The sequence below is a fragment of the Rhabdonatronobacter sediminivivens genome (genome assembly GCF_013415485.1).
Lineage (GTDB): Bacteria > Pseudomonadota > Alphaproteobacteria > Rhodobacterales > Rhodobacteraceae > Rhabdonatronobacter > Rhabdonatronobacter sediminivivens.
This window is the reverse complement of record NZ_JACBXS010000007.1, coordinates 53,214-76,430: the sequence shown is the minus strand read 5'-3', so window position 1 is coordinate 76,430 and position 23,217 is coordinate 53,214. Positions and strand designations below refer to the sequence as shown.

General features: G+C 65.7%; 20 protein-coding genes and 1 other RNA gene. 7 read left to right on the top strand and 14 right to left on the bottom strand.

Annotation, left to right across the window (positions count from 1 at the left end; genetic code table 11):
* Positions 1 to 26: 26 nt before the first annotated feature.
* The gene (locus HUK65_RS04955; protein ID WP_179905037.1) at positions 27 to 962 is read right to left on the bottom strand and encodes a LysR family transcriptional regulator; all 936 of its coding nucleotides are present in this window, start codon (positions 960 to 962) and stop codon (positions 27 to 29) included.
* A gap of 99 nt (positions 963 to 1,061) precedes the next feature.
* On the opposite strand from HUK65_RS04955, the gene HUK65_RS04950 reads away from it, so the two are divergent.
* Positions 1,062 to 1,466, top strand: coding sequence for a hypothetical protein (locus HUK65_RS04950; protein ID WP_179905036.1), 405 nt, complete (start codon positions 1,062 to 1,064; stop codon positions 1,464 to 1,466).
* Between the two features lie 111 nt (positions 1,467 to 1,577).
* Here HUK65_RS04950 and HUK65_RS04945 read toward each other — a convergent pair whose 3' ends face one another.
* Positions 1,578 to 3,158: a lysine--tRNA ligase gene (locus HUK65_RS04945; RefSeq protein WP_179905035.1), complete on the bottom strand. Its 1,581-nt coding sequence runs from the start codon at positions 3,156 to 3,158 to the stop codon at positions 1,578 to 1,580.
* Positions 3,159 to 3,274: 116 nt separating this feature from the next.
* On the opposite strand from HUK65_RS04945, the gene HUK65_RS04940 reads away from it, so the two are divergent.
* On the top strand, positions 3,275 to 3,694 hold the full coding sequence (locus HUK65_RS04940) for a tellurite resistance TerB family protein (RefSeq protein WP_179905034.1): 420 nt from the start codon (positions 3,275 to 3,277) through the stop codon (positions 3,692 to 3,694).
* A 77-nt stretch (positions 3,695 to 3,771) separates the two neighbouring features.
* Positions 3,772 to 4,416: a bifunctional 4-hydroxy-2-oxoglutarate aldolase/2-dehydro-3-deoxy-phosphogluconate aldolase gene (eda, locus tag HUK65_RS04935; protein ID WP_179905033.1), complete on the top strand. Its 645-nt coding sequence runs from the start codon at positions 3,772 to 3,774 to the stop codon at positions 4,414 to 4,416.
* 35 nt (positions 4,417 to 4,451) lie between these two features.
* Here eda and HUK65_RS04930 read toward each other — a convergent pair whose 3' ends face one another.
* Positions 4,452 to 5,846: a M20 family metallopeptidase gene (locus HUK65_RS04930; RefSeq protein ID WP_179905032.1), complete on the bottom strand. Its 1,395-nt coding sequence runs from the start codon at positions 5,844 to 5,846 to the stop codon at positions 4,452 to 4,454.
* Positions 5,847 to 6,003: 157 nt separating this feature from the next.
* On the opposite strand from HUK65_RS04930, the gene HUK65_RS04925 reads away from it, so the two are divergent.
* Positions 6,004 to 6,327 (top strand): hypothetical protein, encoded by a 324-nt coding sequence (locus HUK65_RS04925; protein ID WP_179905031.1) that lies wholly within the window; start codon positions 6,004 to 6,006, stop codon positions 6,325 to 6,327.
* 138 nt (positions 6,328 to 6,465) lie between these two features.
* Here HUK65_RS04925 and ssrS read toward each other — a convergent pair.
* Positions 6,466 to 6,622, bottom strand: a non-coding RNA gene (gene ssrS, locus HUK65_RS19265) — 6S RNA.
* A gap of 76 nt (positions 6,623 to 6,698) precedes the next feature.
* Between ssrS and HUK65_RS04920 the strand changes: the two genes are divergently transcribed.
* Positions 6,699 to 7,151, top strand: coding sequence for an MmcB family DNA repair protein (locus HUK65_RS04920; protein ID WP_179905030.1), 453 nt, complete (start codon positions 6,699 to 6,701; stop codon positions 7,149 to 7,151).
* A gap of 7 nt (positions 7,152 to 7,158) precedes the next feature.
* Here HUK65_RS04920 and HUK65_RS04915 read toward each other — a convergent pair whose 3' ends face one another.
* The 10 genes from HUK65_RS04915 to HUK65_RS04870 form a co-directional block, all read right to left on the bottom strand.
* The gene (locus HUK65_RS04915; RefSeq protein WP_179905029.1) at positions 7,159 to 9,243 is read right to left on the bottom strand and encodes a dipeptide ABC transporter ATP-binding protein; all 2,085 of its coding nucleotides are present in this window, start codon (positions 9,241 to 9,243) and stop codon (positions 7,159 to 7,161) included.
* Complete coding sequence (locus HUK65_RS04910; protein WP_179905028.1) at positions 9,240 to 9,719, bottom strand: uracil-DNA glycosylase family protein; 480 nt, start codon at positions 9,717 to 9,719, stop codon at positions 9,240 to 9,242. The genes HUK65_RS04915 and HUK65_RS04910 overlap by 4 nt, the downstream gene beginning before the upstream one ends.
* Positions 9,720 to 9,722: 3 nt before the next feature.
* A complete protein-coding gene (locus HUK65_RS04905) occupies positions 9,723 to 10,883 on the bottom strand; it encodes an ABC transporter permease (RefSeq protein ID WP_179905027.1) in 1,161 nt (386 codons plus the stop codon).
* A 12-nt stretch (positions 10,884 to 10,895) separates the two neighbouring features.
* Positions 10,896 to 11,987 (bottom strand): ABC transporter permease, encoded by a 1,092-nt coding sequence (locus HUK65_RS04900; RefSeq protein WP_179905026.1) that lies wholly within the window; start codon positions 11,985 to 11,987, stop codon positions 10,896 to 10,898.
* A gap of 107 nt (positions 11,988 to 12,094) precedes the next feature.
* Positions 12,095 to 13,732 (bottom strand): ABC transporter substrate-binding protein, encoded by a 1,638-nt coding sequence (locus HUK65_RS04895; RefSeq protein ID WP_179905025.1) that lies wholly within the window; start codon positions 13,730 to 13,732, stop codon positions 12,095 to 12,097.
* A gap of 149 nt (positions 13,733 to 13,881) precedes the next feature.
* Positions 13,882 to 15,114 carry a mandelate racemase/muconate lactonizing enzyme family protein gene (locus HUK65_RS04890; RefSeq protein ID WP_179905024.1) on the bottom strand — a complete coding sequence of 411 codons (1,233 nt, stop codon included), beginning with the start codon at positions 15,112 to 15,114 and terminating at the stop codon, positions 13,882 to 13,884.
* The gene (locus HUK65_RS04885; protein ID WP_179905023.1) at positions 15,111 to 16,217 is read right to left on the bottom strand and encodes a Zn-dependent alcohol dehydrogenase; all 1,107 of its coding nucleotides are present in this window, start codon (positions 16,215 to 16,217) and stop codon (positions 15,111 to 15,113) included. Before HUK65_RS04885 ends, HUK65_RS04890 begins: the two co-directional genes overlap by 4 nt.
* Before the next feature lie 35 nt (positions 16,218 to 16,252).
* Positions 16,253 to 18,799, bottom strand: a complete 2,547-nt coding sequence (locus HUK65_RS04880; RefSeq protein ID WP_179905022.1) for a GcvT family protein — start codon at positions 18,797 to 18,799, stop codon at positions 16,253 to 16,255.
* Positions 18,800 to 18,841: 42 nt separating this feature from the next.
* Positions 18,842 to 19,543, bottom strand: a complete 702-nt coding sequence (locus tag HUK65_RS04875; protein ID WP_179905021.1) for a phosphate/phosphite/phosphonate ABC transporter substrate-binding protein — start codon at positions 19,541 to 19,543, stop codon at positions 18,842 to 18,844.
* Positions 19,540 to 20,490, bottom strand: coding sequence for a fatty acid desaturase (locus HUK65_RS04870; protein WP_179905020.1), 951 nt, complete (start codon positions 20,488 to 20,490; stop codon positions 19,540 to 19,542). Before HUK65_RS04870 ends, HUK65_RS04875 begins: the two co-directional genes overlap by 4 nt.
* Before the next feature lie 147 nt (positions 20,491 to 20,637).
* Between HUK65_RS04870 and HUK65_RS04865 the strand changes: the two genes are divergently transcribed.
* Together HUK65_RS04865 and HUK65_RS04860 are read left to right on the top strand one after the other, a co-directional pair.
* On the top strand, positions 20,638 to 21,480 hold the full coding sequence (locus tag HUK65_RS04865) for a helix-turn-helix domain-containing protein (RefSeq protein ID WP_179905019.1): 843 nt from the start codon (positions 20,638 to 20,640) through the stop codon (positions 21,478 to 21,480).
* Between the two features lie 147 nt (positions 21,481 to 21,627).
* A complete protein-coding gene (locus HUK65_RS04860) occupies positions 21,628 to 23,205 on the top strand; it encodes a trimethylamine methyltransferase family protein (RefSeq protein ID WP_179905018.1) in 1,578 nt (525 codons plus the stop codon).
* Positions 23,206 to 23,217: the final 12 nt, after the last annotated feature.

Below are 23,217 nucleotides of genomic sequence, written 5' to 3'. Positions count from 1 at the left end.
TCCTGCCTTGCCGCGTCGGCGCCAGTTCACCCCACGCGACCCAGCGGTGCAAGCACTTCCGCAACCTGACCCCGCATCCAGCGGTGGCCCGGGTCATCATCGAAGCGCCGATGCCAGATCATGCACAGATGCACCGGGCTGATGGGTACGGGCGGAGCGTAGATGTCATATGTGCCTTCGGTCGCCCGCATCCGGGCAATCGGCACCGGCACCAGCGCCAGCAAATCCGTCTGCGCGACGATACGCAGCACACCTTCGAAAACCGGCACGCTGGCAACAACCCGGCGGCGGTGCCCGGCGGCGGCCAGCGCGGCATCGCCCAGCCCGTGCAACCGCCCTTCGGGCGAGCAGAGCACATGATCCAGCGCGCAATAGAGCGGCAGCGGCACCGGGGCGGCGGCGGGCACGGATGCAAGGCGCGGATGCCCGCGCCGCGCCACCACCACAAAGCCACAGGTCAGCAACCTTGCGTGGGCGACCCAGGCGGGGAAATCGCGTTCGGGGATCAGGCCAAGATCGACCTCGTAGCGGTCCAGCATCTCGACATAGGCATCGGGGACCAGATCAACCAGTTGGACCCGCACGCCTGGCGCCCTTGCCGCCAGACGCTGCACCAGCGCGGGCATGAGCATCGAGGAAAAGAAATCGGTGCCCGAGATGCGGAAATCGAACGTTGCCTGCGCGGGGTCGAACCCGCCAGGACCCCGCAGCAGGGTTTCCAGATCCTGCAGCACGCGGCGCAGCTCAGGCTCCAGCGCCAGGGCCAGGCTGCTGGGGGTCATGCCCTGCCCCTGCCGCACGAACAGCGGATCGCCCAGCGCATGGCGCAACCGTCCCAGTGCCGCCGAAACCGCAGGCTGCGACAGCCCCAGGCGTTCGCCCGCGCGCACGGTGGAGCGTTCGCGCAACAGCGCGTCCAGAACCCGCAAGAGATTCAGATCGAACCCTGCCAGATTTGCCATGCAAATAGTAAATATCCGATCAATCAATTTATCAAATGAATTCATCCGCGCCATCATGGCCGCGGCGGCCCTGCCGTCATTCTAGGAGGAGGGAAAGACATGACATCTGCAATTCGTCTGGGCGCCGTGCTGGCGCTGGTTCCGTTCGCCAGTTCCGGTGCCGGGCTGGACCATCTGCCCATGGTCGCCGATATCGCCCCCGAGGCCGTGGCCATCAGCCCGCATGTGCCGCATATGGGCGTGCATTACGCCCACCCTGCGGACCTGCCCACCGGGCCGATCTGGTGCGTGATCAACGGGCGTGTTGTCTGTGTGGAATACATGTTCATGGCCGATGCGCTGGCCGACGGGCAGGACTGGACCGGGCTGATGACAGGCATGGAAACGCCGCCGATCAGCCATATCGATCTGGAATACAAACCCGACGGCGCCGGACCGATCAGCGATCCGCTCTATCAGCTTCATGTATATTTCGTGAGTGCCGATATTCTGGCCGATCACTGACGCTGCATGGCGAAGGGCGCCCCCAGGCCCGATCCATCCGCAAGAAATGGCTTGCGCGTCACCATCGGCGCAGGCATCGGATACGCAGGGCCAAGGGGCGCCCGGGCGGGGTCATCCGGCGCGGATCAGGTCTCCGGCCAGGGCGCGGTCGATCAGCGCCACGGTTTCGGTCACACCGTAAAGCGCGATGAACCCGCCGAAGCGGGGGCCCTGGCTTTGGCCCAGCAGGACCTCGTAGAGCGCCTTGAACCAATCGCGCAGGGGGTCGAAGCCGTGCTCCTTGCCGACCGCAAAGACCAGGGTCTGCAAGGCCTCGGCGTCCTGGCCGGCATCCCAGGCGCGCAGGCGGTCGGCCAGATCGGCCATTGCGGCGGCTTCGCGCGGGTCAGGGGCGCGGAAATTCAGCGTCACGAAATCGCGGAAATAGGCCAGCGCGAAACCCGCGGCGGCATCCAGATCCGGGTGGGTTTCGGGGGTAGCCTCGGGGGCGTAGCGGCGGATGAAGCCCCAGAGCCCTTCCTTGCCGGTGGCACCCGCGACCGAGGCCAGGTTCAGCAGCATCGAGAACGGCACCACCATGCGGCTTTCGGGCGGCTGGCCGCCGTGAATGTGCCAAACGGGGTTGGCCAGTTGCTGTTCAGGCGTCTGGCCGGAAAAGGCGCGCAGCTGCTGGTGGTATTCATCCACCGCCTTTGGGATCACGTCCCACCACAGCCGCTTGGCGGTCTTTGGCTTCTGGAACATGAAATAGGACAGCGATTCGGTGCTGGCATAGGTCAGCCATTCGTCGATGCTGAGGCCATTGCCCTTGGATTTGCTGATCTTCTCGCCGTTCTGATCCAGGAACAGCTCATAGGTGAAGTGTTCTGGCGCCTGCCCGCCCAGAATTTCGCAGATGCGGTCATAGATGGGCGTGTTGGTGGAATGATCCTTGCCATACATTTCGAAATCCACGTCCAGCGCGGCCCAGCGGGCGCCGAAATCGGGCTTCCATTGCAGCTTGACGTTGCCGCCGGTGACCGGAAGGGTCCATTCGCGGCCGTCCTCATCGTCAAACGTGATCTCACCCTTCGCGCCGTCCACATGCTTCATCGGCACATAGAGCACGCGGCCGGTTTCCGGGTGCAGCGGCAGGAAGATGGAATAGGTCTGCTGGCGCTCCTCGCGCAGGGATTTCAGCATCACCTTCATCAGGTCATCATAGCGTTCGGCGGCGCGCAGCAGCACCGTGTCGAACTGGCCGGAGCGGTAGAACTCGGTCGCGCTGATGAACTCATAGTCGAAGCCGAACGTGTCCAGGAACCGGCGCAGCATGGCGTTGTTGTGGTGGCCGAAGCTGTCATGCGTGCCGAACGGGTCCGGCACATCGGTCAGCGGCTTTTGCAGATGCGCGCGCAGGGCGGCCGGGTCCGGCACGTTCTCAGGCACCTTGCGCATCCCGTCCATGTCGTCCGAAAAACAAACCAGCCGGGTGGGGATGTCGCTGATCAGCTCGAACGCGCGGCGGACCATGGTGGTGCGCGCCACCTCGCCGAAGGTGCCGATATGCGGCAGGCCGGACGGCCCGTAGCCGGTTTCGAACAGCACATGGTCCTTGGGCGTCTTGCGCGCCTCGATCCGTTTGAGCACGCGGCGGGCTTCCTCGAAGGGCCAGGCCTTGGATTGCATCGCGGCGTCTTTCAGGTTCGACATTTCGGATCACATGCTGTTTAGGGCGCGCGCCCCATGCGCACGCGAAGGGTTGCTACCTATTGCCGGGGCGCGCGCAGGTCAATATTCTGGCTGATATGCAACCTCAGGCCGCCACCATGACCCCGCCCGCATCACTCACCCCGCAGGACAGCCTTGTGGCGATCATGATCGCCGTTTCCGTGGCCGATTCCGATATCCGCACCGCCGAGCTGGTCAGCATACAGGGGATCGTGAATTATCTGCCGATCTTTGCCGATTATGATGTGGACCGGATCAAGATCGTGGCGCGCACGGTGTTTGATCTGTTCGAGGATGATGACGGCCTGGATGCGCTCTTTGGCCTGATCCGCGCCAGCCTGCCGGAGCGGCTGGTGGAAACCGCCTATGCGCTGGCCTGCGATGTCGCTGCAGCCGATGGCAAACTGGAACAGGCCGAGCTGCGCCTGCTGGAGGAAATCCGCCATGAGCTGGAGATCGACCGCCTGCATGCAGCGGCAATCGAGCGGGGCGCGCGGGCGCGGCATATGCGGGCCTGAGCGCGGGGGGTTGAGAAACGGCGCCAGTCCAGCTATCTGGTTAGCGCTAACACAGCCATGATCACGGGACCCCTGCCATGAACCCGCAGCAGCAAAGCGAATTGACGTTGCAGATTTGCGCCCAAGGGCCGGTGGTGCCGGTGCTGGTGATCGACCGTCTGGAGCATGCCCGCCCCCTGGCCCAGGCACTGGTGGACGGGGGCCTGACCACGCTGGAGGTGACGCTGCGCACCCCCTGCGCGCTGGAAGCCATTGCCGAAATGGCGCAGGTTCCCGGTGCAACGGTGGGCGCAGGAACGCTGCTGACGCCCGACGATGTCGCGGCGGCGAAACAGGTCGGCGCGGTGTTCGGTGTCTCCCCCGGTGGGACAGCGCCGGTGATTGACGCCTGCGTGGCCAATGCGTTGCCGCTGCTGCCGGGCGCCGCTACGGCGACCGAAGCGATGGCGCTGATGGACCGCGGCTACAGCGTGCAGAAATTCTTCCCGGCCGAGGCTATCGGCGGCGCCCGCGCCCTGGCTGCCCTGGCCGCGCCCCTGCCGCAGATCAAGTTCTGCCCCACCGGCGGGATCACCGAGGCCCTGGCCCCGGACTATCTGGCGCTGCCGAATGTGATCTGCGTGGGCGGCAGCTGGATTGCCCCGCGCAGCGCCCTGGATGCCGGTGACTGGGGGGCCATCACCCGTCTGGCCCATACCGCCGCAGGGCTGGCCCAAGGCTGAACCGCCCCTCCCCCCGCCGGACGCGCCGCCAGCACCTATGGCGCAGGCGGCCCGCCTTCGCCCACGTCCCAGAAGATCCCGGTCATGATCTGAAGCGAGTCGCGCAGTAGCGGCAGCAGGGCATGTTCATTGGGCGCGTGCTGGCTGCACCCGCCGTAGGAATGGGGCACCCAGACCGTGGGCAGCGCCAGGGTCTCGGCAAAGCATTCATTGGGCAGCGACCCGCCCAGATTGGGCATCAGCGCCGGAGACTGGCCGGTGGTCGCAGCGATCGAGGCCGCCGCAAGGCGCACCCAGGGGCTGTCCAGCGGCGCGCGGGTGGCGTGGAACAGGGTCTCGCGCGTGGCATCCACCTGCACCTGCGGGAAGCCCGCGCGGTCCAGATGCCGGCGCAGGGCGGGCAGGATGTCATCGGCATCGGTGCCGACCACATAGCGCAACTGGCAATGGGCCACGGCGCTGCCAGGGATGGCGTTCACCGGGCGCTCGGGCGTGCCAGCGTGCAGGGCCAGCACCTCGAAGCTGTTCCAGCCAAAGACGCGCTCCTCGGGTGTCAGCTCCGGCTCACCCCAGTCGCGGTTGATCTGCGGCAGGTCGGGGTGCGTGGGCAGGGTGATGTCGGCCAATGCGGCGCGCACATCCGGTGTCAGGCTGTCAGGGCGCCATTCAGGGATCCGGATCGCCCCGCGCGCATCGGTGATCGAGGCCAGCGCCTGTGCCAGCATCACCGCCGGATTGGCCAGCAGCCCGCCCCAGTTGCCCGAATGATGCGCCCCCGCGCGCAGGTCCACCTTCAGCGCGAAATTCAGCGCCCCACGCGTGCCCAGAAACACCGTTGGCCGCCCCGGATCAATCCGCGGCCCGTCCGAGGCGATCAGCACATCCGCCGCCAGCGCCTTCGCCTGCGCCTTGCAGAATTCGGCCAATCCGGGCGAGCCTGCTTCCTCGGCGGTTTCGATCAGGATCTTGGAGTTGAAGCCCAACGCCCCACCCCGCGCCGCCATCACATGGCCCAGCGCGCGGATGTTGGTGAAATGCTGGCCCTTGTTGTCGGCGGCGCCGCGGCCATAGACGCGGTCGCCCACCTGCTCCATCCGCCAGGGATCGCGGTTTTCCGCCCATTGCCCTTCCTGGCCCAGGATCACATCGCCATGGCCATAGGTCAGCACCGTGGGCAGGCTGTCAGCTTCGTGGCGCTCGGCCAGCAGCAGCGGAAAGGGCAGGCCCAGCGGGTTGTCATGCAAGGTGACGCTATAGCCCATCCCTTCCAGCATGGGGCGCAGGGTTACCTCAAGATAGTGCCGTAACGCATCACCCCGGTTGGGATTTTGACTTTCGGTGGGCACGGCGATGAGGGTCGCCAGATCCTGCAGGAACGGCCCTGTGTCGATATCCTGCGCTGCGTGGTCCAATGCGTCCTGCCTGCTCATCCCTGCCCCCTGTTGCGTTGCCGTGTCAGCAGATGGCCCCATTTCCCGGCCAGCCGCAACCCCGCCCCCTGCGCCCCTGCGCGCAATTGCCCCGGGGCTGCAGGGTTGTTCTGGCCGCCTGTGCCCTTATGTTCAAGCGCAACACTGGAGGTGCCGCATGCCCGAACTCGTGAAACTCTATATCCGGCAGGTTCTGATCGGCTTTGGCCTGGCCGCGATCTTCGTCGCCCTGCTGATATGGACCAATGTCGCCAATCTGCAGCACCTGATCTTCAACGCCCCGGGCGGCTATCTGGCGCTGTTCCTGCTGGTGTTCTTCAACGGGATCGTCTTTGCCGGGGTGCAATTTGCCATTGCCGTGATGCGCATGGCCGATGACGATGATGAGCCAAAGGGCGGCCAGCGTGACGCGCTGCCGATCCTGCCCCGGCGCCTGATCCCCATGCCGGTGAAGATCAACGCCGATGAGGCGCGGCGCTGAGGCGACCGGCGACAGCAGGCGGGCAGGATACGCCCGCCTGAAATCCCAGTGCATCAACGGGCATGGCGGTGGTATGGCGCGCAGCGGCCACAGGGCCATGCCCTTTTCCTGGGGGGTGTCCACGGGGCGGGATAATGCGGCGGGCCCGCAGCGACCGTGGCGGTGTGATTTTCCCGAGAGCCTGTATTTACAGGTGGGCGCCAGATAACGAGGCCAAGACCCCGCCAGAGCCAGCTCCCTCGGAAATGCTTATCGGCCACTGGAAAAGGACCGCACACGCGAAGAGCAGAACCCGCCTGCCCATCAGATAGGGCGCGCGCGGGCCGCGTGCAAGACTTGCATTTGTTTCTGTTTTGTTCATAATGCGCGGCATGATCGCCCCCCTGCCCCAACGTGCCCCCGGCCAGCGCCTTGCGCGCGGCGTGACCCGGCATCTGTTGGAGCGCGGCTTTGCCAGCCTGTGCGAATACGTACCCGCGCGCGGGTTGCGGGTGGATGTGATCGCTCTGGGACCGAAGGGAGAGGTCTGGGTGGTCGAATGCAAATCCAGCCGCGCCGATTTCACCGCAGACCGCAAATGGCAGGGCTATCTGGAGTGGTGCGACCGGTACTTCTGGGCGGTCGCGGCCGATTTCCCCCAGGACCTGCTGCCCGAGGACACCGGGCTGATCCTGGCGGATGACTATGGCGCCGAGGTGATCCGCATGGCCCCCGAAACCCCGCTTGCCCCGTCACGGCGCAAGGCGCTGACCCGGGATTTTGCCCGTCAGGCGGCGCTGCGGCTGCAACATGCACAGGATGGAAGCTGCCAGGTCGGCGCCTGACCCGGACCTATTCCGCGGCGAAGTTGAACACCGGCTCCATCCTGCGCAGGATGTCCTCGGCCAGATGGCATTTCAACTGGTGCCCTTCGGCGACCGTGACCATGGGCGGCACTTCGGTTTCGCACAGGTTTCCAGGCACGCTGGATTTCCAGCCGCAACGGGTCTGGAAGGGACAGCCCGAAGGCGGATTCATGGCGCTGGGAATATCCCCTTCCAGCACGATCCGCCGTTTTTCCACTGTGGTGTCGGCAATGGGCACGGCCGACAGCAGCGCCTCGGTATAGGGGTGGTAGGGGGGCGCAAAGACCTGATCGGTGGTGCCAAGTTCCACCACATGGCCCAGATACATCACCATCACCCGGTCCGACAGGTAACGCACGATGGACAGGTCATGGCTGATGAACAGCAGTGTGGTGTGATTCTTGCGCTGGATTTCCATCAGCAGTTCGGTCACCGCCGCCTGCACCGACACATCCAGCGCCGAGACGGGTTCATCCGCCACCACGACCTTGGCATCCCCCGCGAATGCGCGCGCAATGCCCACGCGCTGCTTCTGCCCGCCCGAGAGCTGGCGCGGCATCCGCTCGGCGAATTCGCGCGGCAGTTTCACCAGGTCCAGCAGTTCCAGCATCCGCTGCCGACGCTCGGCAGTGTTCTTGCCCACCTTGAATATCTCCAGCGCGCGAATGATCTGCGCGCCCACGGTCATCGACGGGTTCAGCGTGTCAAACGGGTTCTGAAACACCATCTGCAGCGATGACACCGTATCGGTGTTGCGCATCTGGATCGGCGTGGACTGGACGTTTTCATCAAACAGCATGATCTTGCCGGCGGTGGCGGTCTCCAGCCCCATCAGCACCTTGGCGAAGGTGGATTTGCCGCACCCCGATTCGCCCACAATCGCAAGCGTCTCGCCCGCGCGTGCATCGAAGCTGAGGGTTTCGTTGGCCTTGACCACCTTGGTATCCCCGCCCGAAAACAGGGCCGAGGCCGCAACCTCGTAATATTTGCGCACGTCATCCATGCGCAACACAACCTCGCCCACCTGCGAGGCCTCGACCTCTTTTTCAGGCTTCCATTTGGCGGCCCAGTCGATTTCATCGAACCGCAGGCAGCGGCTTTCATGGCGGTCATCACCTTCGACCGGGGCCATGGGGATGTCGCGCGCATCGCACAGCCCTTGCTGGAAATAATCGCAGCGGGGGCCGAAATTGCAGCCCGGCGGGCGTTCATGGGGCAGCGGGAAATTGCCCGGAATGGCGCGCAAGGGGCGGGCGTTCTTGTCGGCGCCCGGCAACGGGATCGCCCGGAACAGCGCCTGGGTATAGGGGTGGCGCATCTTGTTGAACACATCGGTGATGTTGCCGGACTCAACCGCCTCGCCGGAATACATCACGCAGAGACGGTTGCAGGTCTCCATGATCAGACCAAGGTTATGGCTGATGAACAGCATCGAGGTGCCGTATTTGCGGCCCAGGTCCTTGACCAGATCGACGATCCCGGCCTCGACCGTCACATCCAGCGCGGTGGTGGGTTCATCCAGGATCAGAAGCGCGGGGTTCGCCATCAGCGCCATGGCAATGACGATCCGCTGCTGCTGGCCGCCCGAAAGCTGGTGCGGATAGGCATCGAGGATGCGGTCCGGGTCCGGCAGGCGCACATCCTCTACCAGCGCGCGCGCCTGCGCCCGGGCCTCGGCGGCCGAGGCGCCGCGATGGATCATCGGCACTTCGATCAACTGCCGCCCCACCTTCATCGCCGGATTGAGCGAGGCCATGGGCTCCTGATAGATCATGGCGATTTCCGAGCCCCGCAGCTTGCGCAGCCCGTCAAGGCTCATGGTGGTCAGGTCCTGCCCCTTGAAGCGGATGGAGCCGCCGACGATGCGCCCGTTGACGCCCAGATCGCGCATCACCCCCAGCGCGACCGTGGATTTGCCGCAGCCGGATTCGCCCACCAGCCCCATCGCCTCGCCCGGCATGACGGTGCAGGAGAAATCCATCACCGCCGGAATCTCGCGCAGCCGGGTGAAGAAGGAGATGGAGAGGTTCTCGATCTCGAGGATCGGTTTCGATGGGTCCCATTCGGTCATTTTATCGCCTCGCCAACCCAATACTCCCAGTTCGCTTGCCAAGATCCCCTTTTCGGCTTGTTTACCTTGCGGGAGGTTGGGTGAGGAAAAAGAAATCTAGGCTCCACTTCAACACGTCTACTGGCTTCTGCCGCATCTTTACCCATCGCAACAACCACTATGCCATCGCCAGCCAGTATCTTACGGAGACGCGCCTTATTTCCTTCGTCATTGATCTCCCCGAGAGTGGGAGTCCCGGTTCGCCTAATTTTTTGATGAGCATTTGCCAAAGTGTAGTCGTCTAAACGACCTGAAGTGAAAAGATCACTTTTCATCTTGCTGAGAACACTGACAAGTACCCGTAGAGATAATCCCGCTCGACCGTATTGAGAAAACGGTCTTTGTTCCTTGCCCTCATTTATTCCCGGACAAGCTCCCATGAACACAATCTTTTTTAACTCTTTATTATCTGCTTCTCGATAAGCGCAATTATTCATGTTTCAGTCCTTCAAACTCTCTTCGCGCAGGCCATCGGCCAGCAGGTTGAGGCCCAGCACCAGGCTCATGAGCGAGAACGCCGGGACCAGCGCGGGATGGGGATAAACGGTCAGCAGGCGGCGGCCATCATTGATGGTGGAGCCCCAATCCGGGCTTTCGGGGCTGACGCCCAGGCCAAAGAACCCCAGCGTGCCCAGCAGGATGGTGGTGTAGCCGATGCGCAGGCAGAAATCGACGATCAGCGGGCCGCGGGCATTGGGCAGGATCTCCCACATCATGATATACCACGGCCCCTCGCCCCGGGTCTGGGCGGCGGCGACATAATCGCGGGTCTTGATGTCCAGCGTGATGCCGCGCACGATCCGGAACACGGTGGGGGCGTTGACGAAAACCACCGCCACAAAGACGTTCAGGATATTGGGCGAAATCCCCCAGAAGCCCAGCGGATCGGCATTGAAGGCCAGCCCCGAATAGGCCCAGAGCCCGAACACCAGCACCCCGCCCACATAGAGGTTGCGCTTGCCCGGCTGGGTGAAGAAGCGCGCGTTCAGCAGTACCATCAGGAACAGGATGGGCACCAGGAACAGGACCCCGGCCATGACCGTGGGGATCAGCGTGAACTGGATTTCCGGCGCCACCAGCAGGAAGAACAGCAGGATGACCGGGAAGGCCAGCACCAGATTGGCCACGAAGGTCAGGCCCGTGTCCAGTCGCCCCCCGAAATAGCCCGCCGGCAGGCCCAGCGCGATGCCGATCATGAAGGAAATCATGGCCGCGAAGGGGGCGATGCGCAGCACCTCGCGCGCGCCCATCACCATGCGCGAGAACACATCTCGCGCGATGCTGTCGCCCCCCAGCAGGTAGTATTCATACCGGCCGTCCGGGTTGGGCAGCGGCGTGCCCGGCACCACGTTGCGCATCTGGGAAACCTGCGCCAGCGGGTCATGGGTGATGATCAGATCGGCAAAGACCGCCGTGAACAGCCAGAAGATGACAATTCCGAAGCCGATCATGCCGATCGTGGAGTCGAACAGCTTTCCATACAGCCCCAGGCGGCGCCGCCAGGTGATGGACAGGCCAAAGACCAGCGCCATCGCCACCCAGACCGGCAGGAACTGCACCGCCATCCGCCCGAAGATTGCAAGCCAACCGAGTTCTTCCATCGCGCGGCCCCTTCAGGAAATCCGGATCCGCGGATTGAGCCAGACATAGCCCACATCCGAGATCAGCTGCGTCAAAAGCACCACCACAACCGCCACCACCGACGCCGCCAGCAGCAGTTCGATGTCATTGTTCACCGCCGCTTCGAACAGGGTCCAGCCAAAGCCGGGATAGGAGAACAGCACCTCGACCACCACGACACCGTTGAGCAGCCAGGGGATCTGCAGCATGATCACCGTGAAGGGCGCGATCAGGGCGTTTCGCAGCGCGTGGCGCAGAACGATATTGGTGAAACTGACGCCCTTGAGCCGCGCGGTGCGGATGTATTGCTGGGTCATCACCTCGGTCATCGAGGCGCGGGTGATCCGCGCGATATACCCCATGCCGTAAAGCGCGATGGTCATGACCGGCAGCGCGAAATTCCAGAAAGTGATCTGCTCCATGGCGGAGCGTGCGTTGCCCTGAAACAGCACCGGCCCGTCAATCCAGCCCCAACTGGACAGGAGCGGCGACAGCCCCACCGTCGATGACGCCAAGAGCGCGATCAGGAACACCCCCGAGACATATTCCGGCGTGGCGGTCGAGGCGATGGCGAATGTCGAGAGCGATCGGTCGGTGCGTGACCCCTCACGCATGCCCGCCATGACCCCGACGACCAGCGCCATCGGCACCATGACGATCAGCACCCAGGCCATCAGCATCCCCGTGGCGCCCAGGCGCGCGGTGATCACATCCGACACCGGCGCGCGAAAGCGGGTGGAGTTGCCCCAATAGCCCTGCAGCAGCCCGCAGCGTTCGGGGACATAGGCCTCGCCCTCAACCGCGGCCAGCCGGTAACAGCGCCCGGTAACAGTGCCTTCGGCATCGGCGCGTGTCCAGCCCGGCACCACGCCCAGCCATTCGCCATAGCGCACCACCATGGGCCGGGCGTAGCCGTTGCGCTCCAGCCAACTGGCCACCTCGGCATCGGAGATGCGTGACCCGGCCTGGGTCTTGGCCAGGGTTTCCAGCTTGGCGGGCAGGTTGGTCAGGTAGAAGACAACGAAGGTCAGGCACAGCGCGGTCAGCAACATGACGCCGATACGGCGCAGCAGGAACAACAGCATGGCGACTCCGGTGGCTGGGCGGGAAAGCGGCCGAAATGGCGCCGCTTCCGTACCGGGGCTGAAAAGGCATCAGGCCGGGCGCCCTGCAGCGCCCGGCCCGTGCGACATCACGATTTCCAGTAGTGGTGGTAACGCACCTCGAATGTCGGATGCATTTCAGCGCCATGCACATTGGGACGCAGGTTGCGGTAAAGTGAGCGCCAATAGGGCTGAATCAGCACGCCCTCGTCCTGCATGATCTGTTGCAGCTGCGCCATGACCTCGCGCCGTTCGTCCGCATCGGCGATCCCGTTGGCCTGATCGAGCAGGCGGTCGAACTCCTCGTTCGCGAACCCGGCCTCGTTCCAGGCCTCGCCAGAGCGGTAGGCCAGGTTCAGAACCTGCACGCCCAGCGGGCGCATGTTCCATTCCGTCGATGAAAACGGATAGTTCAGCCAGTCATTCCAGAAGGTTGCGCCCGGCAGGATGGTCCGGCGGATGTTGATGCCGGCCGCTCGTATCTGCGCCGCGACAGTATCGCATGTGGCCGCCTGCCAGTTGTCATCGATCGAGATCAGCTCGAACTCGTGATCGCCCAGACCCTCGGCCTCGATCATCTCACGCGCGGCGGCCGGATCGACCGTCAGCGGTGGAAGCTCGGCATATTCGGGGTGCAGCGGGCAGACATGGTGGTTTTCGGCCTCGGTCCCGCGCCCGTCATAGCCCAGTTCCAGGACGACCGCGTTGTCCACCGCCATCTGCAGCGCGCGGCGCACATTGCGGTTGGTGTATGGCTCCTGTTCCTGATTGAAGCGCACGGCCAGGGTCGCGGCGGTGATCGCCTCGGACTCGGGCATACCAATGGCGGCGAAGATGTCGACGAAATCGCCCGTGGTCTGGTAGGTCAGCTCGATCTCGCCACCTTCGGCGGCGGCCACCCAGGCCGAGGGATCGGTTCCCAGATCGACAAATTCGATCCGGTCCAGCCAGGCGCCATTGCCCTCATTCCACCAGGTATGGTCAGGGTTGCGCTCGATCACAGCGCCGATGCCGGTGTCATGGCTGACGGGCCGATACGGGCCGGTGCCGATGGGATTTGCGACCGGATCATCGCCGGTAAAGGACGGATGCACCACGGCGGCCGGATAGTCCGACATGTTGGCAATGATGGCGATATCGGGGTTGGCCAGGTGCAGCCGCAGGGTCAGATCGTCCACGATCTCGATCGCACCTTCGCGCAGCGCGCCATCCTCGGAGATCGAACTCATCCGCCCGGCCATGGAGTTGCCTTCGACCGAGGCATCGCACCAGCGTTCGATATTATGCGCCACATCCGCCGAGGTGAACGGATCGCCGTTGTTCCAGGTCACGCCGGGGCGCACGTTGAGGGTAAAGACGGTGGCGTCCTCATTCGCCTCCCAGCTTTCCAGCAGCACGGGCTGGATCGATCCGTCGCGTTCATAGCTGACCAGGTATTCCAGCCACCCGCGGCAGACATTGGCCAGTTCCGACCAGTCCCAGGTGCGCGGATCACGCTGGGCCTTGATGTCCATCTGCATGCGCAGACTGCCGCCCATCTGCGGCGTATCGGCGCGCGCTGCGGGCGCGGCCAGGCCCAGCAGGCCATAGGCGGCGGGCGCCGTCACCCCCAGCGCCGTGGCGCGGGTCAGGAACTCACGCCGGCTCAGCTTGCCTTCATGGCATTCGCGGGCATAAAGCTGTGCTGCGGGGTGCAATTCGGTTGCCTTGCGCTTCTTGTGCGTCATGGTCATTTCTCCCTGTCTTTTCGACCGTTCCGGCCCTGACTTGTTCATCATGGTCTTGCATTTCACGCCGTTTCACGGGCGTGCTGCGACATGCTTTTCATCAAAAACGACATGATGTCGTTTTACAACCCCGTTCTGCGGGGCGGGTGTCAATCTCGGGGGGCACCTCCTTCAAAACTGTTCTGCCTGGTGTAATCGCAGGGCGCCTCCTGCATCTGCAGATGCAGCCCTTCGTCCGTGCAAGGGTGCGCCCGCGCCAGGGTTTCGTCAAAGGAAATCCCCAGGCCGGGCGCGTCTGGCGGGGTCACAAAACCGTCTTCGACCTGCAGGGTGTTGCCGATCAGGGGGCGGTGGAATTCGCCCCCCGTCTGGATGCATTCGATCATCAGCAGGTTGGGGATGGATGCGGCCAGGTGCACATTCGCCGCCCATTCCACCGGGCCGGCGTAAAGATGCGGGGCCAGTTGCGCGCCAAAGACCTCGGCCATGGCGGCGATCTTCTTGACCTCCCAAATGCCGCCTGCGCGGCCCAGGGCCGGTTGCAGGATGCTGGCGGCACCGGCGCGCAGGACGGCGCCGAATTCGGCCTTGGTGGTCAGACGTTCGCCGGTGGCTATGGGGATGCGCAGCGCGCGGGCGACCTGGGCCATGCCGGGCAGGTCATCGGGGGGGATGGGTTCTTCGAACCACAGCGGCTGGTAGGGTTCCAGCGCCGCCCCCAACCGCACCGCCCCGGCGGGGGTGAACTGGCCATGGGTGCCAAAGAGGATATCGGCGCGCGGGCCGATGGCCTCGCGGATCGCGGCCAGGATGCGCGCGCTCTGGTCGATATCGCGCATCGAAGGCTGGTGCCCGCCGCGGATGGTATAGGGCCCCGCCGGGTCCAGCTTGATGGCGGTGAAGCCCTGATCGACCGCGGCCAGCGCGCTTTCGGCGGCCATGTCGGGGCTGGTCCAGAACGCGGCCTTGTCATGATGCGCCAGCGGATACAGGTAAGTATAGGCGCGCAGCCGCTCATTCATCCGCCCGCCCAGAAGCGCCCAGACGGGGCGGTCGCGGGCCTTGCCCAGGATGTCCCAACAGGCGATCTCCAACCCCGAAAACGCCCCCATCACGGTCAGGTCCGGGCGCTGGGTGAAGCCGCTGGAATAGGCGCGGCGGAACATCAGCTCAATATTCTCGGGGCTTTCGCCCTGCATGTGGCGGCTGAACACATCCCCGATCACCGCCTCCATGGCCGCAGGCCCGACCGAGGCCGCATAGACCTCGCCATACCCAATGATCCCGCAAGCGGTGGTCAGCCTGACAATGATCCAGTAGCGCCCGCCCCAGCCCGGCGGCGGGGTGCCGATGGTGAGAATCTCCAGATCCGTCAGCTTCATGGCGCGCGCCCTCCGAAATGGAGCACATTGCGCCGCGCGCGCCCGGCGATGGTATCGGCGATGGCCTCGTTGATCTGCGCGAGTTCCCACCGCTCCGAGATCAGCTCATCCAGCTTCAGCCGCCCCTGTTGATAAAGGTCCACCAGCATGGGAATATCCCGCCGCAGCACCGCCGCGCCCATGAGCGAGCCCTTCAGCGTCTGCGCATAGTAAGCCACGTTCACCGGCTCCAGCGTCATTTGCGCGCCGGATTCGGGCATACCGACCATGATCACGCTGCCCTGCCGCGCGGCAAAGGACAGGGCCGATTGATAGGCCCCGATGGCGCCGACGGTGACAAAGACGTAATCCGCCCCGCGTCCGCCGGTCAGCGCCTGCACCTTGGCGCGGGCCTCGGGGTCGGTGGCCAGAACGCCGTCGGTGGCGCCGAACTCCGCCGCCGCGGCCAGCTTGTCGTCATTCATGTCCATGGCGATGACCCGCCGTGCGCCGGCGATCCGCGCCCCCTGCACCGTGTTCAGCCCCACGCCGCCCGCGCCGATCACCAGCGCCGTGGCGCCCGCGGGCATGGCGGCGGTGTTGAACACCGCGCCCGCGCCGGTGATCACCCCGCAAGCCAGCAACGATGCAGCCTCCATCCCCATGTCATCGGGGATCGTGCAAAGCTGGCTTTCATGAACGACCAAGGCCTCGGCAAAGGCGCCGGTGGCCATGCCCTGCCCCAGCGAGGTGCCACCCAGCGCCCGCAGCGGCGTGTCGCGCGGGTCGCGCGGGGTTTCGCACGCGGTGGGGGCGCCACCGGCGCAGCAGGCGCAATGTCCGCAGGCGCGGATCAGTGTCACCACCACCGCATCGCCCGGCGCCAGGCCCTGGACGCCGGGGCCCACGCGGGTCACGCGGCCTGCGGCCTCATGGCCATAGACGGCGGGCAGATAGCCGCCCCAGGCGCCCTCGGCAGCGTGGATGTCCGAATGGCAGATGGCGCAGGCTTCCAGATCGACCTCGACCTCTCCGGCGCGCGGGGCGCGCAGGCGCACCTCCTCCACACTCAGCGGGGCGCCGAAGGCGTGGCACACTGCGGCCCTGATTGTCCTGTCTTCCATACCTGCTCCTGCCTGTGTGCCTGTGTTCACCGGCGCTAACTGCGCATCCGCGCGCCCTGCGGGTCAAAGGGTGGCGCCAGGGCGATCCGCGCCGGGCAGCGCTGGCCCAGGATTTCCACGGCAAACACACCATCTGCGGCGATTTCCGCCATGCCCGCAGGTACATAGCCCTGCGCCATGGACGCCCCCACCCCATGCGCATACCCGCCCGAGGTCACCCAGCCCACCACGCGCCAGTCGCCATCGCGCGCGGGATCGGGGGCGGGCAGCGCCGCGCCGCTGGCGTCAAAGCGCGGCGCGCCAAACCCGTGCGGCGCGGCGATACTGCCCGGATCATCGACCCAGCGCGCCCAGATCGGCTCATCCGCCATCACATCGGCGGTGCCTGCGTCAATCATCAGCGACACGCGGCGCAGGCGGGGGCCGGCCTCGGCCTCGGCTCGCGCAGCGTCGCGGCCGATGAAATCGCCCTTGTCCAGCTTCACAAACCGCTCCATCGCGGCCTCATAGGGGCCATAGATGGGGCGAAGCTCGGCAAACCAGGTGGGGAAGTTCTTTTCCAGCCGCATGGACAGCAGCGCGCGCATCCCGAAATCGCGGAGGCCATGGGCGGCGCCCGCATCCTTGATCCCGGCATAGACCCGGCGCTGAAAGGCGGGCGGCATCCAGATCTCATAGCCCAGATCGCCGGTGTAGCTGATGCGGTTGACCATGCAGGGCGCGCCCGCCACGTCCATTTCCCGAAAGCCCATGAAGGGGAACGCGGCGTTCGAGACATCGTCATCCACCAGCGCGGCCAGCACATCGCGCGCGCGCGGCCCGGCGATGGAGAGGCCCATCAGATCCGTGTGGAAACAGCGCAGCCGAACGCTGCCATCCGCCGGAAGATGCGCCTGGAACCAGCGCATGTGGTATTTCGTCGCCGCCAGCGAGCCCCAGACCAGAAACCGCCCATCGAGCGCCCGCGCAATGGTGAAATCCCCGATCAGCTTGCCGCGTTCGTTCAGCATGGGCGTCAGCACCAGCCGCCCCGGGGCGGGCAGGCGGTTGGTCATCAACCGATCCAGGAACGCCTGCGCACCCGGCCCCGAAACCTCGTATTTCGCGAAATTGGCGATCTCGGTCACGCCGACGGCGTCGCGCACGGCGCGGACCTCGGCGCTCACATGGGCGAAATCGTTGGAGCGGTGGAAGGACAGCACATCATGCGCCTCGGCCGCCGAGGGGGCGAACCAAAGCGGCGTCTCCAGCCCCCAACTGTCGCCCATCACCGCGTGATTGTCGCGCAGCATCAGGTCATAAAGCGGCGTCGTCTCGGCGGGCCGCGCGGCGGGCAGTTCCTCGTTCGGAAAGCGGATGGAGAAGCGGCGCGAATAATTCTCGCGCACCTTGGCATTGGTGTAGCGCAGGGTCGCCCAATCGCCGAAGCGGGCCACATCCATGCCGAAGATGTCATGGCCGGGATCGCCCTCGGTCATCCAGTTGGCCAGCGCCAGCCCCACGCCGCCGCCCTGGCTGAAGCCCGCCATGACTGCGCAGGCGCACCAGTAATTCGTCAGCCCCGGCACCGGCCCCACCAGCGGGTTGCCATCGGGGGCAAAGGTGAAGGGGCCGTTGATCACCTGCTTGATGCCCGCGCGCTCCAACGCCGGGAAATGGCGGAAGCCGACCTCCAGTGACGGGGCGATCCGGTCCAGATCGGGGGCCAGCAGCTCATGGCCAAAATCCCAGGGCGTGTTCAACGGCGACCAGGGACGGCAGGCACGCTCATAGGTGCCCAGCAGGATGCCGCCGCGTTCCTGCCGCGTGTAGATCTCGCCCTTGAAATCGATCACGCCGATGAGTTCACGCCCGGTGGCGGCGTTGAATTCGGCAACCTCGGGCATGTCCCCGGTCAGCAGATACATGTGTTCCATGGCCAGCACGGGCAGTTCCAGCCCCACCATCCGCCCGACCTCACGCGCCCAGAGGCCGCCTGCATTGACCACATGCTCGGCCCGGATGGTGCCGGTTTCGGTGATGACATTCCAGGTGCCATCCGGGGCCTGGGTGATCTCCATCACGCGGTTGCGCAATTCGATCTGCGCGCCCAGCGCGCGGGCGGCCTTGGCATAGGCATGGGTGGTGCCCGAAGGGTCCAGATGCCCCTCCACCGGGTCCCAGAGCGCGCCGACGAAATGCTGCGGGTCCAGCAGGGGGAACATGGCCTGCGCCTCAAGCGGCGTGATCAGCTCCGTCTGCATGCCCAGCGCGCGGCCACGGGCATGGGTCAGGCGCAGGAAATCCATCCGCTCGGGGCTGTCGGCCAGCATCACGCCGCCGGTCAGGTGCAACCCGCAGGACTGGCCCGAGAGCTTCTCCAGCTCCTGGTAGAGCGATACGGTATAGGCCTGCAGCCGCGCCACATTGGGGTCGCCGTTGAGCGTATGAAAGCCGCCCGCCGCATGCCAGCTGGAGCCCGAGGTCAACTCGGACCGTTCGATCAGCAGCACATCCTGCCACCCCGCGCGCGCCAGATGATAGAGCACCGAACACCCCACCACCCCGCCGCCGATCACCACCGCACGCACGGTCCGTTCCATCGCTCGCTCCCCTCTCGCGCCCATGGCCGGGCGCAGTGTCGTTCAGGCCGCGCGGGCGGGGGCATGGGCCCCCAGCGCGACCAAAGCATCCGTCAGCCGCGCGCGCAAGGGCGCCGGCGTGTGACGGCTGGTTATGAAGGGCAGGCCAGGGCGTTCCGCCGTCCAGCCGATGACGCGCAGCGCGCGGGCCGCCGGTTCATGCGCCAGCGCCAGCGCCCAGCTTCGGCAATCGATGGCGGCAATGTCGGCCTGCCCCTCCGCCACCGCCCGGACCGAAGCCCGGTGACCGCCCGTCACCCGCGCGCCCTGCAGCGACACCCCGGCATCTGCCACCAGCGCCAGCGCCCCCGAAAGCGAGTCCGCCCCGTTGATCGCCAGCCGCATCTGCGCCAGTCCGTCCGGCAGCACGGCATCCGGGCCGGGCGGGACCGGGCAGATATCGCCGTCGCGCGCCACCAGCGCCGAGCGGTAGAACACCCCCCGCCCGCCGGGCACATCGCCGTAATCCGGCTGCGCCAGCACCGCCACATGCGCGGCCAACCCCTGCCCCATCGGCCCCCAGCAAGTCTGCGCCAGCACCAGCGCCGGATCCCGCCAGAGCGCATGAAGCGCCGTGGCATCGGCGGGCCGCGTCAGTTCCGGGGGCAGTTCGGGCACCCGCACCCGCAGCGCCGCATACAGGCGGTCGGTCTGCGCGCGCGCCTCGGGCCAGTCATACATGGGCAGGGCAGCCAGCGCGCTCATACGGATTGCGCACCCAGGGTCGGGCGCACCGGCGGAGGCAAGCTTGGCCCGGGCGGCGGCGCAGGGGTCTGGTGCAGAACGGGATGCACCACAGGCTCCTTGGTGCGCAGCGCATGGGCGCGAAACAGCTGCCAGTAATTGCGATAGACATAGCCGCCGTTGAGCGCCTGCCAGTGGTCCCGCCGTTCGGCATAAAGCCGCGGCAGGTCAAACCAGGGCACGGCGGGGATCTGATGATGCACGAAATGCAGGTTGTTGTTCAGAAACAGCCAGGCCAGCGGCGAGCGTTCGACAATGATCGTGCGCCCTTCGGGGGTTTCATGCCATTGGTGTTCGGCATAGGTGCGAATGGCAATCAGCGACAGGCCGGGCCAGACCACCGCCAGCAGATACAGCCACAGCGGAATGCCCATGACCCAAAGCGCCCCCAGCACCGGCGCCAGCCCCAGCAGATGCAGCATCCAGGCCAGCCGCACCCCGCGCTGCCCGGCAATCAGCGCGCGCGCCTCGGACGCCAGAAACCCCGCCGCCCCCAGCACCGGACCCAGCACCAGCCGCCCCAGCATGGTATTGTTGACCACCAGCAGCCCCTGCAGCCAGCGCGGCATCCGGTCATGCTGCCAGCGCGCCCTGTAATAGCTTTCCGGGTCTTCGATCGGATCGGTCAGGCGCTCGTCGCGGTGATGCGCCAGATGGGTCGCCTTGTAACGCCGATAGGGATAGATGACCGAGATCGGCAGGGCCACCAGCGCCTCATTGACCAACCGGCGCCGCGTGGGATGCCCGTGCAGGCATTCATGCACCAGCGATGAATGCAGCGCCGCCAGAACTGCCATCACCGCCAGCGCCAGACCCGGCGCCACCGGCCACACCACCATACCCGCCACGACCCACAGGCCGTAACAGCCCACAATCAGCGCCAGCGTCGGCCATTCGATGCGCCGCATGCCTCCCCCTGTCCGTTTTTCGAATGTGTGCAGCATGCCCATGCAAATGCGCAGCGACAACGTGCGATTGAACGTCACCCAAAAGAAACATTGACGTTTTTGGTCACGCATGTTTACCAAAAACGGCAGACAACCGGGATCTTTACGATGGGAAAACGCGAAGCCTCGGCCATTTTCCGCGCCCGCCTCGCGCAGTTGCAGGCACAGTCGAGGCTGACCCAAAGCGCCTTTGCCGAAACCATCGGGATCGACCGCTCGGCGCTGTCGCAGCTGATGACCGGGGCCGCACCGCGCCTGCCGCGCGCCGAAACCCTGCTCGCACTCGCCGGGCGGTTCCATGTCTCCACCGACTGGCTGCTGGGGCTGAGCGAAGATACCGGCATCGCCACCCAGACGCTTGATGCCGTGGAAACCGAAGCCGCCCTGGATGAAGAACACCGCACCGCCATGGAGCGATGGCATCTTGACGCCTCGGGGCAGAAGATCCGCTATGTGCCCGCGCAACTGCCGGATCTGATGCGCACGCCTGCGGTCATTTCCTTCCAGGCGCAATCCTCGGAACAGGAACGGCGCCGCCTGCAGGCGCAAACTGCCCGCAGGCTCAACTTTTCACGCGCGCCCGAGGCCGACATCGAAATGTGCATGCCGCTGCAGACATTCGAGGTCTTTGCCGCCGGCGCAGGTGTCTGGCGCGGCCTGTCGGCGCAGGCCCGCGCCGAACAGCTTGACTACATCGCCACGACGGTCCGGGAGCTCTACCCGGCCTTCCGGATGTATCTGTTCGACGGGCGCAAACGCTTCGCCCCGCCGATGACGCTTTTCGGCTATTCCCGGGCCGCCGTCTACGCGGGCGAGGTCTATCTGCTCGTCCGCTCCAAACGCCTGATCCGCGAACTGGCCCAGGGGTTCGACGGCCACATCCGCGCCGCCGAGATCCACGCCCATGAAGCCGCCGACCATGTCCACAGCCTGCGCGTTACCCCGGACTGAGCGCACCCGGGTTGCCGGACCGGCGCCCACCGGCACCTTCCCCCGCTGCCCCCAGGCGACAGGGCTGTTGTCAACTGTGCGCTTGCCGCCGTCGCGCAAGCCTGCATAGCCTTGGGGGCAACCCTGACCACCCGGACGGATACCCCCATGCCCCCCGATGACAGCCAGTCACAGACCCGCCGCCCCAGCAGGAGCCGCGGCGGCGGGCGCGGCGGCAACACCCGGCGCAGCGCAACCTTCACGCTGGACCAGACGCCCTGGCGCGTCCCGCTCAACCCCGACCGGCCCATAGAACCGCTGGATGCCGACGGCGTGCAGGCCATTCATCGCGGCGCCCTGCATATCCTGTCCGAGATCGGGATCGAATTCCTGAACGAGGAAGCCCTCGCCCTGTTTGCAAGGGCGGGCTGCCGCGTCACCGACCAGAACGTGCGCATGGACGCCGATTTCGTCATGGAAATGGTGGGCCGTGCGCCCGCCAGCTTCACCATCACGCCGCGCAACCCCGACCGTGAAATCACCATCGGCGGGCGGCACATGGTGTTTGTCAATGTCTCCAGCCCGCCCAACGCCTGGGATCTGGTGCGCGGCAAACGCCCTGGCGATTTCGCCACGTTTCAGGAGTTCATCAAGCTCACCCAAAGCTTCAACTGCATCCATATCGCAGGCGGCTACCCGGTGGAGCCGGTGGACATCCACCCCGCCATGCGCCATCTGGACTGCCTGTTCGAAAAACTCACCCTGACCGACAAGGTCTGCCACGCCTATTGCCTGGGCCCCGAACGGGTCGAGGATGTGATGGAAATGGTGCGCATCGCAGGCGGGCTCAGCCATGCCGAATTCGATGCCCGGCCGCGGATGTATACCAATATCAACTCCACCTCGCCGCTGAAACATGACTGGCCGATGATCGACGGTGCCCTGCGGCTGGCGCGGCGCGGCCAGCCGGTGATCGTCACCCCCTTCACCCTGGCGGGCGCCATGGCGCCGGTGACCATGGCAGGCGCCGTCACCCTGTCGGTGGCCGAAACCCTGGCCGCCATCGCGCTGCTGCAATACGCCGCGCCCGGCTGCCCGGTGGGCATGGGCACCTTCACCTCGAACGTGGACATGCGCTCGGGCGCGCCGGCCTTCGGCACGCCGGAATACATGCGCGCCACGCAGATGACCGGACAACTGGCGCGCTTCTACGGCCTGCCGCTGCGGTCATCGGGCGTATGCACCGCCAATGCGCCCGACGGGCAAGCCATGTGGGAAAGCTCCAACAGCCTCTGGGCGGCGGTTCAATCAGGCTCGAACATGGTCTATCACGCCGCAGGCTGGCTCGAAGGCGGGCTGATTGCCAGCCCCGAGAAATTCGTCATGGACTGCGAAATGCTGCAGATGATCCAGCGCTATTTCGAACCCCAGATCACCGCCACCACCCCCGAAGACATTGCCCTCGAGGCCGTGGCCGAGGTCGGCCCGGGCGGGCATTATTTCGGCTGCGCCCATACCCGCGAACGTTACCAGAGCGCATTTCACGCCCCCATGGTATCGGACTGGCGCAACTATGAAAGCTGGGAAGCCGATGGCGCGATCCAGACACCCCAGCGCGCCCACACCCTCTATCGCCAGATCGTCGACAATTTCGAACCCCCGGCGATGGACGCTACACTCCGCGAGGAACTGTCGGACTTCGTCGCCCGCCGCAAGGCCGAAGGCGGCGCGCCCACCGACTTCTGACCCGCAGCCGGG